Here is a 16,888-nt window from a genome sequence, read left to right as displayed (position 1 = left end):
AGTATAACGCTTACATAGCGTTACAAGATACCGAATTTAAATAAACGTGAGCTAGTTCAAAATAATTCCCAAACAATAAAGTAAATTAGTGAATAATGCAAGTTTGACCATCTGTAATAATAAAGGGATAGCATCCTTAGCTACCTTAAATCGAAAAACAGCATAAATATGGTAAATAAATAGCGGTAGCGTTATCAAAAATAACCACCGCCAAATGGTATGTAACTGATGACTAGCAAAAAGTGCCAATAAAATAAATGCAGTCACAATTAGAAATAGATGATAAAAGCGAGCTTTGGTTTGTCCCATTAACACCACTAACGTACGCTTATGGCAATTTCGATCGCTATCAATATCACGTAAATTGTTAATATTGAGTACGGCCACTGACAACAATCCACAACCTAAAGCAGGTAGAATAATTAAATTTGATAATGATTTTGTTTGCAGGTAGTAACTTCCTATTACACCAACTAGCCCAAAAAATATTAAAACGGATAAATCGCCAAAGCCACTATAGCCATAAGGCTTGTTGCCAATAGTATAGGTAATAGCAGCAATAATAGATAGCAAGCCTAATAATATAAAACTGAATAATTCATATCGGTTGTTGCAAGCAACGTGTAATAGACATAGCCCGGATAAAATACAACAAATTATATTGATGATTAACGCTATTTTTAACTGTTTTAATGTGATTAACCCCAATTGAATACCACGAGTATGAGCGGTTATATTACATTTATCACTTCCTTTAACTGCATCACCGTAATCGTTAGCTAAATTTGACAGAATTTGTAACAACGAGGCAGTACTAATAGATAATAACATGATCCGATAATCAAATTGTTGTTGCCAATAAGCCAGCGCATTACCGACTAATATCGCACATAAAGAAAGGGGTAACGTTTTTAAGCGTAGGCTAATAATCCATGGATAATATTTCATTCACTACAACACAAGATATCTATCTAAAACATTAGCAAAATATCATAACAGGAAAAACGAATAATTCGACGTTGATAATGAAAATCTTTTTTAGTAATACATTACGTAACTTAACATTCGTTAATTGTCATCATAACTACTAAGACAATTAACGAATTATTGGAAGCAGTTTGATGAATAAAAAGTTCAATAAGATTAAATCAACTGCCGTTTAGATTGTATTTTCGCTTTTCTCTTTCTGAAAAATTTACGTATTCGACCTTCTCTTAATGCAGCAATAAGAATGCCCATTATGCTGTATATCGCACCTAATAAGAGTATCATCAATATATTGTGCCAATTATCTGCTAGCCCAAGTCCCATTTGATTCACACCTGCAATCATGTTAGTCGCCCATGTTGACGGCAATAAATATGAGACAAATTGAAACCAATGAGGCATAGCATCAATTGGCCAAATGGTACCGGATAGATAAAACACAGGCGTCGTCAAAAATGCCAATGTCAAATATATCATTTCAGTTTTGCGTAAACACTCAGTCAACAATTTACTTAAACCCAAAGCACCGAGTAATAGTGGAAATGTCATGATTAGTATTTCAGTAAGGCTAGCTAACTGACGATAACCAAGCACCCAAGGCCATAATCCAAAAAGCACGATGGATAAAAAAAGCCAGATTGGTAATAAACCAAATAAGCTACCAAAAATTACAATTTTTGGCGGTTTTCCTTGTGGCAAGGAGTTTAACGTAATGTTAGTGCGTGTTGCAGCGATTAAAAATGAGTGCTGCAATAACATCACTAATAAGCCAGGAAAAGTGATGGCTGCAAAGCTTATGCCAGCATTGTATAGCGGTTCTGTTTGACCTTTAATTGGCGATAGTATGATGTCGATCTGTTTATCGGCAAATCCAGCATTTCGCATAATCCGTGTATTATATTGAGTTAATATTTGCTGATAGATTCCTCGAATATCCACCTGTATCAAACCATTAGCTAAACGACTTGAAGCATCACCATAGGCTGGTATTGTGACTTCTTCACCATTTAAGATCTTTTTTTCAAAATTTCTTGGAATAGTAAATACCGCAAACAGTTTACGATTATTGATATCATCATACGCTTGTAATGAATTTTCATAAGTAATGGCTTCAATCTTTGAACTGGTGTTTAAAGAACGTATTAGGCTTCGACTAGTCGCCGTATGATCTTGATCAACAATTGCTACCGGCAAATTTGTAATAGTGCCATTAATATAAACTAAACTCATCAAAGAAACCGATAAAAGTAATAATAACCACATCGGTCGCATTAACATGTAAAAGAATATTTTTATAAACGAAGACCAAAATATTTTAATCATCTTACTTATCCTCTTACTGTGAATGCAAACGTTTCACTAAACGTTTTCTGACTAACACGGTAATAATTATTGGATAGATCATTAAAATACCGCAGGTTTTTAATACTGAAAGATAACTTGAATGCCGTAAAAAAAGGTCAAATAACTTATTTAGCGCATAAGTTAGTGGCTCAAGGGATGAGATAAATCTGGCTATCCACGGCATTGAAAGTTCGGGTACAACAATACCTGAATAGGTTAATGCCAATCCGACTAGCACACCGATATAGGTATATGCATCAATAGCCGTTTTCGTAAAGGTATACAGTAAAATACCAATACTTTGTGCCGCTATGACATAAAAAAACACCACCGTCATCATCGCAAACGGGGATCCTGATACCCTGGCATGTGAAAACAAAACTAACATCGCAATTTCGAAAATGAGTAACATGGTATACCAAATGGTATACGGCGCTAATTTTCCAAGCACAAAGGGATAATTAGGGCGGGTTCGCTTAGGTAATTGCGACAGGATATAGATTGTTGTAGTAACAACAAATAATTGTAATAAATGTACAACCGCAGAAAACTGTTGGAAGTACATTGAGTTACCGCTAGCATTAAATAGCCCATCATAATTGAAATTCACTTTGGCAAGTGGGGGAACTGGTAACCCGACACTGGTCGCTAACGTTGTTCGATATTCAGTATTTAACGCCGCAATTAACCCCGAATAATCCATAATGGAGTATAACCCTGCACTGTAATATAACGCATTATAATAAAGCATTGGGGTGGGTTGACGACCAGATAAAACATCCGCTTCAAAATTGGGTGGAATATACAATATGGCATAAATTTTTGCTTCTTGTAAATCCCGTTCAGCCTCGGAAAGTTGGCTATCGTAATTAATCAGGTTGGCATGCGCACCCGCATTAAGATTACGCACAATTTCACGTGATAAAACACTTTTATCCTGATCGATATAGCCAACGGGTAAATCGAACAAAACACCGCGATAAAAGATACTACTGATTAAGACAAAAATAATCAGTGGTAAGATCCACATTAACCAATGAAAAGTGAACCGCTTGAATATTTGCGGCACTTCATCATTAAATGCATCTTTAAAACGTGTCCAAAAGTCCAACATTAATTGTCCAATTTCCATAAAGTACTCATACCCGCACGTAAACTTTCTACATGATGAATTGGATATAATCTGACTTCAAACGTTTTCAAATCAAAATCGCCCGTTGCACGAGTTGCACGCTTGGTTGCATAGTCTCCCATTGGGGCAATGTAACGAACTTCTGCTTCGATTTCTTTATTTCCTAGTGCCGGCACTTCTAACTTAATACGATCCCCTTTGTGAACGTTCGGCATAATATTTTCTCGAAGATTAAACACAAAGTAGGCATCCGGTAATCGAATCACTGTTAATAACGGACTATTCGCATTAAATAATTCCCCTACCTCAGCTGGTATTGAACCAATTTCACCACCAACAGGGGCTTTAACTTGAAGATCATCATATTGAATTTGTAATTGCTTGAGTTGCTCTTCTGCTTCTTTTAATTTGGCTGCATAAATTTCACGCTGTTCTATGCGATCACCATTTTTAGCTTGATCTAAATTAGCCTGTGCAGATTGTACCTGTTGAAAAGCAGCATCACGTGTTTTTAATGCATTATCCAATATTGACTGTGATACAAACCCTTTTGCAGATATTGCTTTATTACGGTCATATTCTTTTGATGCATTATCATAAGCGACTTTTGCTTGTTCAAGTAATGCTTCGTAATAACGTATGCTTTCTTCACGCGTACCATGTTCGGAAAGTGCCACCTGAGCTTTAGCTTGATCTCGTGCGGCTTCAGCCGCTTTCACTTGCGCTAATAATTCAGGACTATCAAGCGTAATTAGAATATCATTAGGCTTTACATCATCACCCCGATTAACGTGAATAAGCTGAACACGCCCTTTGGCTTTTGAAGCCACACTGACATTCGGCGCATCAACCTCACCTTGAAGAATTAACTGGCTATTGTGTGAGCGTATTAGAATCGTCATTGAAATTAAAATAACGATTAACGCAATACTAATAAATATTTTTTTATTCATATAATTTTTTTTAAAGTGTGATGTTAAATGGATAAGATATCAAGATGTTTAGATAAATATTAATAGGATAACATACGTAAAAACTTATTTACTCATTATACGAAAAGTGCTTTATTCGTACAAGTTCACCTTCACTTTATTCCAAATAAAGGCATTAATTGTCTTCTATTTAATAAATATTAAACATTTTATTTTTAATAAAATAAATTATTTTCAATCATTGTAAATCAATATATTAATAGATTTTATTTATAATTGATATTAGTCAAAAGAATATAGATAAAAACCTACTTATTTAGTATGATATTTTAAATTAGGATTGTAAGGTATTAAATATGAAAAAAATAATTATTGTTGGTGGTGGTGCAGGTGGATTAGAGTTGGCAACTAATCTTGGTGATAAGCTAGGTAAAAATAAACAAGCTAAAATAACGCTGATCGATAAAAATAGTTACCACATTTGGAAACCACTACTGCATGAAGTTGCAACAGGTGCTATGTATGAACAAGTTGATAACATCTTCTTTTCTGAACAAGCAAAGCAACATCATTTTGAGTTTACTCAAGGTACTTTTACCAATATTGATCGTGAGAATAAGCAAGTTCTGATCAATGATACAAATGATAATCATATTTCCCTATCGTATGATATTTTGGTTATAGCAGTAGGCAGTACTTCGAATGATTTTGGTACGCCTGGTGTTAAAGAACATTGTATATTTTTAGATGATCAAAATGCCGCTATTCGCCTACGTGAAATACTGCTATCAAAATTCACAAATTTCTGTTCAACGCTCGATAAAGACGCTGACACTAAAGGGGAAAAACTTCGCATTGCTATTGTTGGTGGTGGCGCAACAGGTGTCGAGTTAGCCTCTGAACTACCTCATATGGTTGAAACGTTTGGCGTATGTCGAAAAAACAAAATGTGTGCTGATTTCTTAGATGTATCCGTTATTGAAGCAACCAATCGTATCTTACCAGCATTACCCGAAAAAACGGCATTAAGCATTACTAAAACCCTTGAAAAACGCGGTATTCATGTCTTAACGAATACCATGATTACAAAAGCCGAAAGTGATGGATTCTATCCTAAAGAAGGGGAAACCATTAAAGCCGATATTATGATTTGGACTGCTGGCGTTAAAGCACCTGATTATCTGAAAGACATAGCTGGTTTAGAATCAAGTCGTTCAAATCAATTAGTCGTTAAACCGACATTACAAACTACACGAGACGATAATATCTTTGTTATTGGTGATAGTGCTTATGCGATGCAAGATAGCGGACGAGCCTCTCCACCCACAGCACAAGCAGCTAATCAAATGGCAAAAATTTGCGCTCGAAATATCGTTAGTCTGATTAACAATCAAGCCATGAAGTCATTTGTCTATACCGATAAAGGAACCATTATTTCTTTACATGATACCGCCCAAGGCGTGGTTAAGATGATTGGCAATAAAGAAATGAGTGTGAAAGGTTGGTTTGCGTTAATGATCCATCGTTTGCTATATCGTATGCATCAAGCTAGTTTATTGGGTATCTTTAAAACTATCCGTTTTGCTCGTGATTGCAAAGCTAAATATAAAAGTAAATTTGCGTCTATTTTTAGTCAGCAAGATTAATTATTAACCGAAAAATAAACAACAGCTACTTGATAATAAATAATCTTCAGTAGCTGTTTTTTTATATAAGGTATTTAGACAATACTTTTCAACTCAAAATGTAATCATAGGAATAATAGAAAAATATGCGATTTATTTTAATTTTTATATTGTTATTTTCCTGTTTTATCTGTGAAGCAAATTATCAGCCAAAAGATGGCGATATTATTTTTCAATCGTCTCAATCCAGTCAAAGTAAAGCCGTTGAACAAGCAACAAATTCGCCCTATAGCCATATGGGAATCATTTTCATAAAAAATGGTAAACCTTATGTATTTGAAGCTGGGAGTAAAGTCGCTTATACACCTTTAACAAGCTTTATTGAAAGAGGAAAAAATAGATATTATGTAATCAAACGTCTCAAAGATCATAATTTATCTGTTAAGGAAACCAATAAATTAAAGCTAGTTGCAAAAACTTTTGAAAATAAACCTTATGATATCTGGTTTGGTTGGAATGACAATTATATCTATTGTTCTGAATTAGTTTGGAAAATTTATAATAGAGCACTTAAATTAGAAATTGGTCAATTACAGAACATCAAAGATTTCAATCTTTCATCAGCACTCGTAAAACAAAAATTAAAAGCGCGTTATGGCGATAAAATCCCCTTTCAAGAAACCGTTATTTCGCCTGTCGCTATGTTTAATTCACCGTTATTAATAACAGTAGACAAAAAATGGTCGCATTAAACAAGTAATAACTTTTTAACTGGAGCAAAACTTTTACGATATAAATGATTGATACCATACAGCTCAATTGCCATTAAATGATCTTTGGTGGGATATCCTTTATGTTTTGCCAGTCCATATTGGGGATACAATTTGTCTAATTCTACCATTTCACGATCACGCGTTACTTTCGCTAAAATCGACGCAGCACTAATCTCTGCCACCAGCAAATCGCCTTTGACAACGGCTTGTGTTTGAATACCAAATTCCGGACAACGATTACCGTCAACTAAAACAAAATCTGGTTGGATCGCAAGTCCTGTTACCGCTCGTTGCATAGCTAACATGGTAGCATGCAAAATATTTAATTTATCAATTTCCTCAACCGAAGCTCTTGCAATACACCAAGCTAGTGCATTTTCTTTAATAACGTCAAATAATTGATCTCGTTTTTTTTCAGAAAGTTTTTTAGAATCCGTTAATCCTTTGATTGGTTTATTAGGATCTAAAATAACAGCTGCCGTCACAACATCACCACAAAGTGGTCCCCGCCCAACTTCATCAACTCCAGCAATTAAGGTGGCATCAGGATAACTAAATTCTAACAACAAGGTGAATCCTCTAATACATCAAGTACAGCTTGAGCTGCTTGTTCATCAGCGTGACAACGAATTTGCTGATGTAATGATAAAAATGTTTTTTTAAGTTCACGATTATCCCCTTCTAAAAAAGGAATAATATGATTAGCGATATTTTCAGGGGTACAGTCTTGCTGTAATAACTCGGGTACAATTTCTTTACCAGCTAAAATATTGGGTAATGAAACATAAGGGGTTTTAACTAATTTTTTGGCTAACCAAAAAGTGAATGGCTTCATTTTGTAACCCACCACCATAGGACATTTGGCTAGCATGCATTCTAGTGCTACTGTTCCGGATGCCAAAATCGCAGCATCACTGGCAATCATTGCTTCACGGGCATGACCATCTAATAGTTGAACTTTCAACTCTGGTGCTATTTGCGTTTTAATCTGCTCAAATTCTTGTCGTCTTTTTTCATTGACTAAAGGTACGACTATATGCAAATCAGGGTAACGATCACGTAAAAGCTGAGCTGCTTGTAAAAAAGGGGCAGACAATAAGGTGACTTCCGCATGACGACTTCCCGGCAATATTGCTAAACACCGACCATTGAGCGGAATGCCTAATTGTTGACGCATTGCGACTTGGTCAGGCATCAATGGCACATCATCTGCCATTTTGTGACCAATAAAACGACAAGGGACATTAAACTTATCATAAAACGCTTTTTCAAAAGGTAAAAAAGCTAATATGAGATTAGTATTACGTTTAATTTTGAAAACACGTTTTTGCTTCCAAGCCCATACCGAAGGACTCACATAATGAATTGTTTTAATCCCTGCTCGCTTTAACTTACCTTCTAAGGAAAGATTAAAATCAGGTGCATCAATTCCTATAAAAATGTCGGGTTTTAATTCAATTAAACGCTTAGTAATATCACGACGTATTGCTAAAATACGACGTAATTTTCCCAACACTTCTACAATCCCCATAACAGAAAGCTCATCCATTTCATGCCAAGCTTGACACCCTTCAGCTTGCATTAAAGGCCCTGCAATACCAACAAATCGAATATTAGGATGATACTTTTTGAGAGAACGAATCAATCCAGCGCCCAGAATGTCGCCAGATGTTTCACCGGCGACTAAAGCAATGGTTAATGATTTATTCGTATCTGTCTGGCTTGTGATTGGTTGACTAGTCATTAACGAATGATGCCACGTGTTGAACGTGCAAAAAAATCATTGAATAATTTGACTTCAGGATATTGATTTGCAATAGCCTCAATTTCTGCTTTCGCTTCGTCTAACGATAGCCCATTTCGATAAAGAATTTTGTAACTATTGCGGATAGCTTGCAAAGCTTCTTTACTGAATCCACGACGTTTTAGACCTTCGTAATTCACGCCATGTGGTGTGGCATGATTTCCTTGTGCTATCACATAAGGTGGGACATCTTGCGCAACGCCTGAACAACCACCAACCATAACATGTGATCCAATGACACAAAATTGATGTACCGCAGTCATACCACCAATGATAACATGATCATCTAACTGAACATGTCCGCCAAGTGTTGCATTATTTGCCAAAATACAATGATTCCCAATTCGACAATCATGCGCAACATGCGCATTGATCATTAATAGATTATCACTGCCAATTTTAGTAATTCCGCCACCTTGAACAGTACCGCGATGAATAGTCGCGCTTTCGCGAATCATATTGCGATCACCAATTTCAGTGCGAGTTGGTTCGCCTCGATATTTTAAATCTTGGTTAACTTCACCAATCGATACAAATTGAAATATCTGGTTATCTTTACCAATTTTAGTGTGGCCATTGATGACTACATGTGATTTTAAAAAAGTCCCTTCACCAATTTCAACATTTTCACCAATAAAGCAAAAAGGACCAATTTTAACATTGTTACCAATTTTGGCGCCTTTTTCTATCACTGAACTTGGATGTATTTCCGTTGCCATAGCATTTCCTTCATACTGTTTTTGGGATATTTAGACAAATCAATACTATTTACGAGCACACATCATCTCGGCTTCGCAAACTAACTTTCCATCAACAGTTGCTACACCATGGAATAATGCAATTCCACGACGCTCTTTAATATATTCCACATCCAGTACAATCTGATCACCAGGCACAACAGGTCGTTTAAAACGAGCTTTATCAATAGATGCAAAATAGTACAATTGTCCGGGTGATAATTCTTCAATACTTTTAAAAGCTAAAATACCCGTTGCTTGGGCCATCGCTTCTAAAATTAAAACACCGGGGAAAATGGGTTTATTAGGAAAATGTCCCTGAAAAAAAGGCTCATTGACCGTTACATTTTTGATTGCTTTTAGCGTTTTCCCTTTTTCATAACTAATCACACGATCAACCATTAAAAAAGGATATCGATGTGGTAATAAACTAATAATTTCTTCGATATCAAGGGTATTAAGTTCGGTAGTCAAAATAGCTATCCTTATATATTAATATAAACTTTTTACATTATAACTGAGGATGCCACTTGCACTCAAGAATGATTTAATCATCAAGAAAGGATTAATGACAATGTTAATGATTTGTTAAGGCGAATTTTTTACTAATAATGGTTTGTAAATACTGTATTATCTAATATCAAATAAGTTATAATATTAATAATAATAAAAAAATTTCAATATGGAGAATTAAAATGAAGTTATTTTTAAGAATGACGCTAATCAGTAGCGCAATTGTGTTAGCTTTAACTGGATGTGATACCCAAAGTAATCCGACGGATAAGCAAACAACTACCCATGCTGAACAAACTATCACGTCGGCAGAACAATCAGCCAATCCGAATAAAGTGACATTAACTACTCAAACACAAAAAGATTCTTATGCATTAGGTTCTTCATTTGCGTCTTCTTTAAAAGAAAGCGAAATTGATATCGATCCTGACTATATTATCAGCGGACTCACTGAAACATTTAACAGTAAATCACAATTATCAAATGATGAAACTGATGCTATTTTAAGTGCTATTCGTCAACGTGTGATGGAAAAAGCCAAAGCGCGTTTTGAAAAAGAAAAAGCAGAAAATATTGAAGCAGGTTCGAAATTCCGTTCAGAATTTGCTAAACAAAGTGGTGTAAAACAAACTAAGTCGGGCTTACTTTATCAAATAATTAATCAAGGTTCTTCTCATCATCCAACAAAAGATAGTAACGTTATTGTTCATTATGAAGGTAAACTCGTTGACGGACGTAAATTTGATAGTTCATATGATCGTGGTGAAACCGTTAGCTTTAAACTTGATGAAGTAATTAAAGGTTGGGCTGAAGGAATTCAATTAATTGGAGTAGGTGGTAAAATCAAATTAGTCATTCCACCAGAATTAGCATATGGTAGTCAATATTATCCAGCTCAAGGAGACAAAGCAGCGATTTTACCAGAGTCAACTTTAGTTTTTGAAATTTCGCTATTGGGCATTGATGGAGATAACAATGGAAACAATCAACAATCTTCATTCAAGCAAATAAGATAAATAAATTGATTACTTCATTGAAATATACACTCGTTGTTTTGGGTCCTGCTTATGGGATCCAATCTGCTTATTGTGCGTATCAATTTGCACAAGCCTTATTGTTAAATACATCTCACACCATAAAAAATATCTTTTTTTACGCTGATGGTGTTTATAATGGTAATCGATATACCGACCCTGCCAATGATGAATTTGATTTAGTCAGCGCTTGGCAAGAATTAGCAAAAAAATATGATCTACCCTTAACAATTTGTGTTGCAGCTTCGCTAAGACGTGGAATAACCGAAGAAAATATTGCCGATTATTTTCAATTAACCGGTTTAGGCGAGCTAACTGAATCAATCACTTTATCAGATCGTGTTATTCAATTTTAAATATGACGGTTAATGATATGAAGAAAATTGCCATTATTATTCATTCTTCCCCTCATGGTAGTGCCAAAGGTCGAGAAGCACTTGATTTGGCTTTAGCATTATCTGCTTTAAATCATATTACGGTCATTTTTACCGATAAAGGCATTTTTCATTTATTACCTGATCAGCAACCCGATCTCATTTTGATGCGTGACTATATCGCCACATTCAATATGCTTGAACTTTATGATATTGAAGATGTTTATGTGAGTGAGTCAGCATTAAAATCGCATAATCTTTCTGATTTCACCTTTAATATTACCACTAAAGTGATTAACCATTACGATTTAAATCAATTGCTTGATGAGCAAGATGTCATTTTAACATTCTAATTTAATATTAAATTTTTAATCTGCTTCATTATTAAAAATTGTTTCGCCCACATCATCCTTTCAATTAAGACTAATCTAGTCTGATTAACTTTAGACTAAGCCATATTTAAAAACGCAATAACTGATTATCAAATCAAACACAACGGAAAGAAATAAGAATATCGAAGGGTAATAAGTAATCAAGAAAAATAAAAAACCGCCTTATTTTGTCGTTAAGTATGACGAATAAGGCGGATTAATTAATAGTGATAGTTTAAGTTGTTATCATTTAAACTAATTTTTTCATTTGATCTGCAATCTTTTCAGCTTGTTGACCTACAACAATTTGCACACCTGTTTTACCTAGTTTAATCACAGCCATTGCACCTAATGCTTTAGCGGCTGCTTCATCAACTAAATCAGAATCTTTCACACTCAAACGTAATCGAGTGATACAAGAATCAATATTGGTCAGGTTTTCTTTACCGCCAACAATAGCTAAATATTGTTCAGCAAGCGCTGTGGTATCAGCTGTCGTTTGCGCTGGTTTAGCGGTATCAGTTGTCGATGATTGTGCCGCACTGTCTTCATCTTCACGACCTGGGGTTTTAAGGTTAAATTTAACAATGATAAAGCGGAACGCAACATAGTAAACCACAAAGAACACTAAACCTTGAAGAATGAGCATATACCAATGCACTGCAAGAGGATTTCCAGATTGCAGTAACATATCGATTAAACCGGCACTGAAACCAAATCCACATATCCATTGCATCGTTGCAGCAATAAAGAGTGAAATGCCCGTTAAAATTGCATGAATAACATAAAGTACTGGTGCAACAAACATGAACGCAAATTCAAGCGGTTCTGTAATTCCCGTAAAGAATGCTGCAAAAGAAGCCGCTAACATAATTGATGCGGTTTTATCTTTATTGCCTTTTTTCGCTGTGTGATACATGGCTAAAGCAGCACCTGGTAAACCAAACATCATAATTGGGAAGAATCCTGCTTGATAACGTCCGGTAATACCTACAACAGCTTTACCAGAATCTATCGCACTTTGACCAGCCAAGAAATTTGGAATATCGTTAATGTTAGCAACATCAAACCAAAATACTGAGTTAAGAGCATGATGTAAACCAACTGGAATTAATATACGGTTAAAGAAGCCATATACCCCTGCACCTGCTGCACCTAAATTCTTAATCGATTCACCAAATTTTACTAATGCTTCAAAAATAATTGGCCAGATAAAATAAAAGATGACAGAGATAAGTAGCATCACGATAGAAACAATAATCGGAACAAGTCGTTTGCCACTAAAAAAAGCTAACGCTTTATGTAACTCAACCGTACTAAATTTGTTATAGAGTTCAGCTGAGATAATACCCACTAAAATACCAATAAATTGGTTATTGATTTTCTCAAATGCAGGAGATATTTGCGTTTGCCAACCATCAACACTGGTATCAACACCTTCAAAAAGTGCAATTGAATTTGGCGATAATAATGTTGTAATAATCAAAAATCCGACCAACCCAGAAAGTGCAGCTGCACCGTCTTTGTCTTTGGACATACCATATGCAACACCAATAGCAAATAAAATTGGCATGTTATCAATGATAGCGCCACCAGATTTTATTAAAAATGTTGCCGCAATACTATTTGCACCCCATTCAACGCTATTGATCCAATATCCTATCCCTAGAAGTATTGCTGCAGCAGGTAGAACTGCAACTGGCACCATTAATGAGCGCCCAATACGTTGCATATAAGCTAAAATTCCCATAAGTTTAACCTCTTATATTTATTTAAACTATATCTAAACATGATGATTTGTTATGCATCTTCAGATATCAGTAAACGATCCATTCTATTTCATATTATATTATTTTACTTCGCAAATTAATTATTCAATATATGTGATTTTTATCACGCTTTTTTTTGATTAATTGCTCTAATATAGTAAAATACAGTCAACATATTTTACTTCAAAAAAAAAGAAGTGGTTCTAATTATATCAGAAAAGGTGGTATCGAATGAGGCTTATTCCTTTAGAAAATGCTCAAGAAGTGGGCGCTTGGGTTGCACAACGTATTGTGAATAAAATTAACCAATTTAAACCGACAGCGGATCGTCCGTTTTTGTTAGGCTTACCAACCGGTAGCTCGCCATTAGTGATGTATCAACAACTGATCAAACACTACCAAGCTGGTGATGTTAGCTTTAAACATGTGGTAACGTTTAATATGGATGAATACGTCGGTATTCCTGAAGATCATCCACAAAGTTATCACACTTTTATGCATGAAAACTTTTTTAATCATATTGATATCGATAAAAATAATATCCATATATTAAATGGCAATGCAACTGATATTGCTCAAGAGTGTCGCCAATATGAAGAAAAAATCAAATCTTATGGCAAAATCAATATTTTTGTTGGTGGTGTTGGTCAAGATGGACATATTGCTTTTAATGAACCGGGTTCGTCGCTTTGTTCACGCACGCGTATTAAAACGCTAACTGAAGATACACGTATTGCCAATTCACGTTTCTTTGATAATGATGTGAATCAAGTTCCAAAGCACGCACTAACTATTGGTGTTGCCACATTAATGGATGCACAAGAAGTGATTTTATTAGTCTGTGGTCATAACAAAAGTTTAGCATTACAAGCAGGCGTTGAAGGTTCAATTAATCATTTATGGACAGTATCCGCATTACAAATGCACCCAGCATCTATTATTGTTTGTGATGAACCAAGTACCGATGACCTTAAAGTAAAAACGTTAAAATATTTTAAACAAATGGAAGCTGACAATCTTAACGTGACCATTTTATAAAGGATAACTCAATGTATGCATTAACAAATTGTCGTATTTATACCGGTTATGAGATTCTTGAAAATCATGCTGTTATTATCGACGGTGATAAAATTGACAAAATTTGTAAAAAAGATAATTTACCCGACAATATCAAAATTGAAGATCTACAAGGAGCGATCGTTGCGCCTGGATTTATTGATATTCAAGTCAATGGATGTGGCGGTGTGCAATTTAATGAGACACTCGACGCATTAAGTGTTGAAACATTAGAAGCGATGCAAGCTACCAACCTTATTTATGGTTGTACGAGCTATTTACCGACTTTAATCACATCAACAGATGAATTTATGATAAAAGCGGTCGCGGTAATGCGTGAATACTTAGCTCGACATCCTAATCAAGCATTAGGCTTACATCTTGAAGGTCCTTATATTAGTCCTGAAAAGAAAGGGATTCATGACGAAAACATTATTCGTTTACCTTCGCAAAAAATGATTGATTTTCTATGTGAAAATGCTGATGTAATTAAAATCATTACTCTTGCGCCAGAAAGAGTTGAAAGCCATTTTATTAAACAATTAGTTAATGCAGGAATTCATGTTTCTGTCGGTCATTCCAATGGTCATTACGATGACTGTCGTCGTGGCTTCAATGATGGAATTCGATTAGGCACCCACCTATTTAATGCTATGCCTTATATTTCAGGACGTGAGCCAGGCGTAGTTGGTGCAATATATGATGAACCAGAAGTATATGTTGGTATTATTGCTGATGGACATCATGTAAGTTGGGCAAACATTCGCAATAGCCATAAAATTAAGAAAGATCACTTAATTTTAATTACAGATGCAATGTTGTTAGCCGGTTCTAATTTGTCTTCTGCTGTTTTTGCAGGTAAAACCATTTATTATAAAGATGGGCTATGCGTTGACGATAAAGGCACGCTTGGCGGCTCTGCATTAACCATGATTGATGCAGTTAAAAATGCTGTTGAATATGTGGGTATTGCATTAGATGAAGCCTTAAGAATGGCGACACTTTACCCAGCTAAAGCAATCGGTGTGGATAAACAACTTGGTAGCATTAGTGAAGGTAAAATTGCCAACTTAGTTGTTTTTAATCGAGACTTTACGATAACTAAAACGGTTGTTAATGGAGAAATCACCCGTTAGAATGTCAGATAATTAATGATTATTGAGACAACATATGACATTTAATTATCTGAATTTAGTTGGAAATGCTGAACTAATTAAACAATTAAATTATGCTATGATTTATCGTTTAATTGTTCAGCAAGCTCCCATTTCTCGTATCCAGTTAGCCGAAATCAGTCATTTAGCCCCAGCCAGCATTACCAAAATTACCCGACAGCTACTTAAGAATAAACTTATAAAAGAAGTTGATGCCCAGCAATCAACTGGCGGAAGACCAGCTGTTTCCATTCAAGCCAAGTTTGATTATTATCAAGCCATTGCTATTCAATTAAGTCGTTCGCATGTCACCATTGAACTCTATGATCTTGGAGCAAACAGCTTAGTTTCTGAAGTGTATCCTCTTACCGTTTTTATACAGCAACAAGCACAAGAATATTTGATTACATTAATTGAACAATTTATTCAAAAAAATAGTAAAAAGATTAAGCATCTTATTGCTATATCGGTGGTTTTACCTGGATTGATTGATTCTGTAAGAGGAATTGTTCGATATACACCTCATATTCAAGTTAAAGCATGGCCTTTAGCCGATATATTGCAGAAACAATTTAATGTTTCTATTTTTTTAGGTAATGATATCCAAAGTCTAGCATTAGCCGAAAATTATTTTGGTTCAACGCAAGATGTCGATGATTCAATCTTGATTCGTGTTCATCGTGGTGTTGGATCAGGTGTTATTGTCAATCAACAATTACTGACTAACCATAATCAAAGTGCTTGCGAAGTGGGACATATTCAAGTCGATGCGTTAGGTGAACGCTGTCATTGTGGTAATTTTGGTTGTTTGGAAAACCGAGTTGTTAATGATGCCATTGAACGACGAGCAAAACAGATGATTGATCAAGGTTATACGACTAAATTAACAAAAGATTGTTGTGATATCGTCAACATTTGCCAATTAGCCAATCAAGGGGATGAGCTTGCCATTAAGTTAGTCAAAGATGCAGGCGAAAATCTAGGTCGAGCAGTAGCTATTATGGTCAATATTTTTAACCCACAACGAATTGTATTAGCAGGTGAACTCACCAAAGCGACAGAAATACTTTTAGATACAGTAACTAGCGCTTTAAACTCACTGAGTTTAGAAGATTTAAGAAAGAATCTTTCAATCAACTGCTCTTCACTCAATGACCGCTCGGCAATTGGTGCATTTGCTTTAGTGCAACAAGCGTTATTTAATGGATCACTTTTGATGATTTTGCTCGAACATGATGTAGCATAAATAACTTTTTAAGTTCAAAAACAGCCCGAAAAAATCG

17 protein-coding genes are annotated in these 16,888 nt (G+C 35.2%); 8 read left to right on the top strand and 9 right to left on the bottom strand.

The window, feature by feature from the left end; all coding sequences use genetic code 11:
* Positions 1-51 precede the first annotated feature (51 nt).
* The 4 genes from ACGH47_RS09380 to ACGH47_RS09365 all read right to left on the bottom strand — a co-directional run bounded on the left by ACGH47_RS09380 (position 52) and on the right by ACGH47_RS09365 (position 4,416).
* Positions 52-948 carry a 1,4-dihydroxy-2-naphthoate polyprenyltransferase gene (locus tag ACGH47_RS09380; protein ID WP_267349975.1) on the bottom strand — a complete coding sequence of 299 codons (897 nt, stop codon included), beginning with the start codon at positions 946-948 and terminating at the stop codon, positions 52-54.
* Between the two features lie 195 nt (positions 949-1,143).
* Positions 1,144-2,307, bottom strand: a complete 1,164-nt coding sequence (locus ACGH47_RS09375; RefSeq protein WP_411623303.1) for an ABC transporter permease — start codon at positions 2,305-2,307, stop codon at positions 1,144-1,146.
* Positions 2,308-2,323: 16 nt separating this feature from the next.
* Entirely contained in the window at positions 2,324-3,463 is a 1,140-nt protein-coding gene (locus tag ACGH47_RS09370) for an ABC transporter permease (protein WP_065558102.1), read from the bottom strand.
* Positions 3,445-4,416 (bottom strand): HlyD family secretion protein, encoded by a 972-nt coding sequence (locus tag ACGH47_RS09365; RefSeq protein WP_411623289.1) that lies wholly within the window; start codon positions 4,414-4,416, stop codon positions 3,445-3,447. The genes ACGH47_RS09370 and ACGH47_RS09365 overlap by 19 nt, the downstream gene beginning before the upstream one ends.
* Positions 4,417-4,751: 335 nt before the next feature.
* On the opposite strand from ACGH47_RS09365, the gene ACGH47_RS09360 reads away from it, so the two are divergent.
* Together ACGH47_RS09360 and ACGH47_RS09355 are read left to right on the top strand one after the other, a co-directional pair.
* Positions 4,752-6,041, top strand: coding sequence for an NAD(P)/FAD-dependent oxidoreductase (locus ACGH47_RS09360; RefSeq protein WP_411623288.1), 1,290 nt, complete (start codon positions 4,752-4,754; stop codon positions 6,039-6,041).
* Positions 6,042-6,166: 125 nt separating this feature from the next.
* Positions 6,167-6,772 carry a YiiX family permuted papain-like enzyme gene (locus ACGH47_RS09355; RefSeq protein WP_411623287.1) on the top strand — a complete coding sequence of 202 codons (606 nt, stop codon included), beginning with the start codon at positions 6,167-6,169 and terminating at the stop codon, positions 6,770-6,772.
* Here the strand turns inward: ACGH47_RS09355 and rnhB are convergent.
* Genes rnhB through fabZ form a run of 4 tightly spaced genes read right to left on the bottom strand, consistent with a single transcriptional unit; the run spans position 6,769 to position 9,808 of the window.
* A complete protein-coding gene (gene rnhB / locus ACGH47_RS09350; protein ID WP_411623302.1) occupies positions 6,769-7,359 on the bottom strand; it encodes a ribonuclease HII in 591 nt (196 codons plus the stop codon). The two genes, ACGH47_RS09355 and rnhB, sit on opposite strands and share 4 nt — an antisense overlap.
* The gene (lpxB, locus tag ACGH47_RS09345; RefSeq protein WP_411623286.1) at positions 7,353-8,537 is read right to left on the bottom strand and encodes a lipid-A-disaccharide synthase; all 1,185 of its coding nucleotides are present in this window, start codon (positions 8,535-8,537) and stop codon (positions 7,353-7,355) included. The genes rnhB and lpxB overlap by 7 nt, the downstream gene beginning before the upstream one ends.
* Entirely contained in the window at positions 8,537-9,316 is a 780-nt protein-coding gene (gene lpxA, locus ACGH47_RS09340) for an acyl-ACP--UDP-N-acetylglucosamine O-acyltransferase (protein ID WP_267349987.1), read from the bottom strand. Before lpxA ends, lpxB begins: the two co-directional genes overlap by 1 nt.
* Before the next feature lie 45 nt (positions 9,317-9,361).
* Positions 9,362-9,808, bottom strand: a complete 447-nt coding sequence (gene fabZ, locus ACGH47_RS09335; RefSeq protein ID WP_065558097.1) for a 3-hydroxyacyl-ACP dehydratase FabZ — start codon at positions 9,806-9,808, stop codon at positions 9,362-9,364.
* 221 nt (positions 9,809-10,029) lie between these two features.
* Here fabZ and fkpA point away from each other — a divergent pair, with 221 nt between their 5' ends.
* From fkpA to tusC, 3 genes are read left to right on the top strand one after another with little or no spacing between them, the layout of a single operon-like run.
* Positions 10,030-10,863, top strand: coding sequence for an FKBP-type peptidyl-prolyl cis-trans isomerase (gene fkpA, locus ACGH47_RS09330; protein WP_267349990.1), 834 nt, complete (start codon positions 10,030-10,032; stop codon positions 10,861-10,863).
* A gap of 8 nt (positions 10,864-10,871) precedes the next feature.
* The gene (tusD, locus tag ACGH47_RS09325) at positions 10,872-11,237 is read left to right on the top strand and encodes a sulfurtransferase complex subunit TusD (protein WP_411623301.1); all 366 of its coding nucleotides are present in this window, start codon (positions 10,872-10,874) and stop codon (positions 11,235-11,237) included.
* Positions 11,238-11,254: 17 nt separating this feature from the next.
* Positions 11,255-11,608, top strand: a complete 354-nt coding sequence (tusC, locus tag ACGH47_RS09320; RefSeq protein WP_267360958.1) for a sulfurtransferase complex subunit TusC — start codon at positions 11,255-11,257, stop codon at positions 11,606-11,608.
* 268 nt (positions 11,609-11,876) lie between these two features.
* On the opposite strand, the gene nagE is transcribed toward tusC, so the two are convergent.
* Entirely contained in the window at positions 11,877-13,376 is a 1,500-nt protein-coding gene (gene nagE, locus ACGH47_RS09315) for an N-acetylglucosamine-specific PTS transporter subunit IIBC (protein ID WP_411623285.1), read from the bottom strand.
* A 250-nt stretch (positions 13,377-13,626) separates the two neighbouring features.
* Here nagE and nagB point away from each other — a divergent pair, with 250 nt between their 5' ends.
* Genes nagB through ACGH47_RS09300 form a run of 3 tightly spaced genes read left to right on the top strand, consistent with a single transcriptional unit; the run spans position 13,627 to position 16,851 of the window.
* Positions 13,627-14,433 (top strand): glucosamine-6-phosphate deaminase, encoded by an 807-nt coding sequence (nagB, locus tag ACGH47_RS09310; RefSeq protein ID WP_267349995.1) that lies wholly within the window; start codon positions 13,627-13,629, stop codon positions 14,431-14,433.
* Positions 14,434-14,444: 11 nt separating this feature from the next.
* A complete protein-coding gene (gene nagA, locus ACGH47_RS09305) occupies positions 14,445-15,587 on the top strand; it encodes an N-acetylglucosamine-6-phosphate deacetylase (protein ID WP_411599413.1) in 1,143 nt (380 codons plus the stop codon).
* A 34-nt stretch (positions 15,588-15,621) separates the two neighbouring features.
* A complete protein-coding gene (locus tag ACGH47_RS09300; RefSeq protein WP_267360953.1) occupies positions 15,622-16,851 on the top strand; it encodes an ROK family protein in 1,230 nt (409 codons plus the stop codon).
* The last annotated feature ends 37 nt before the right edge of the window (positions 16,852-16,888 follow it).

The sequence above is a fragment of the Gilliamella sp. CG16 genome (assembly GCF_046635785.1).
GTDB classification, from domain to species: Bacteria; Pseudomonadota; Gammaproteobacteria; order Enterobacterales; family Orbaceae; genus Gilliamella; species Gilliamella apicola_I.
This window is presented reverse-complemented; position numbering and strand designations above follow the sequence as displayed.

What these genes read in the sequence shown, in the direction of transcription:
- ACGH47_RS09380 (WP_267349975.1), bottom strand. Translation starts at nt 948, where the DNA reads ATGAAATATTATCCATGGATTATTAGCCTACGCTTAAAAACGTTACCC.
- ACGH47_RS09370 (WP_065558102.1), bottom strand. Translation starts at nt 3,463, where the DNA reads ATGGAAATTGGACAATTAATGTTGGACTTTTGGACACGTTTTAAAGAT.
- ACGH47_RS09365 (WP_411623289.1), bottom strand. Translation starts at nt 4,416, where the DNA reads ATGAATAAAAAAATATTTATTAGTATTGCGTTAATCGTTATTTTAATT.
- ACGH47_RS09360 (WP_411623288.1), top strand. Translation starts at nt 4,752, where the DNA reads ATGAAAAAAATAATTATTGTTGGTGGTGGTGCAGGTGGATTAGAGTTG.
- ACGH47_RS09355 (WP_411623287.1), top strand. Translation starts at nt 6,167, where the DNA reads ATGCGATTTATTTTAATTTTTATATTGTTATTTTCCTGTTTTATCTGT.
- lpxB (WP_411623286.1), bottom strand. Translation starts at nt 8,537, where the DNA reads ATGACTAGTCAACCAATCACAAGCCAGACAGATACGAATAAATCATTA.
- lpxA (WP_267349987.1), bottom strand. Translation starts at nt 9,316, where the DNA reads ATGGCAACGGAAATACATCCAAGTTCAGTGATAGAAAAAGGCGCCAAA.
- fkpA (WP_267349990.1), top strand. Translation starts at nt 10,030, where the DNA reads ATGAAGTTATTTTTAAGAATGACGCTAATCAGTAGCGCAATTGTGTTA.
- tusC (WP_267360958.1), top strand. Translation starts at nt 11,255, where the DNA reads ATGAAGAAAATTGCCATTATTATTCATTCTTCCCCTCATGGTAGTGCC.
- nagE (WP_411623285.1), bottom strand. Translation starts at nt 13,376, where the DNA reads ATGGGAATTTTAGCTTATATGCAACGTATTGGGCGCTCATTAATGGTG.
- nagB (WP_267349995.1), top strand. Translation starts at nt 13,627, where the DNA reads ATGAGGCTTATTCCTTTAGAAAATGCTCAAGAAGTGGGCGCTTGGGTT.
- nagA (WP_411599413.1), top strand. Translation starts at nt 14,445, where the DNA reads ATGTATGCATTAACAAATTGTCGTATTTATACCGGTTATGAGATTCTT.
- ACGH47_RS09300 (WP_267360953.1), top strand. Translation starts at nt 15,622, where the DNA reads ATGACATTTAATTATCTGAATTTAGTTGGAAATGCTGAACTAATTAAA.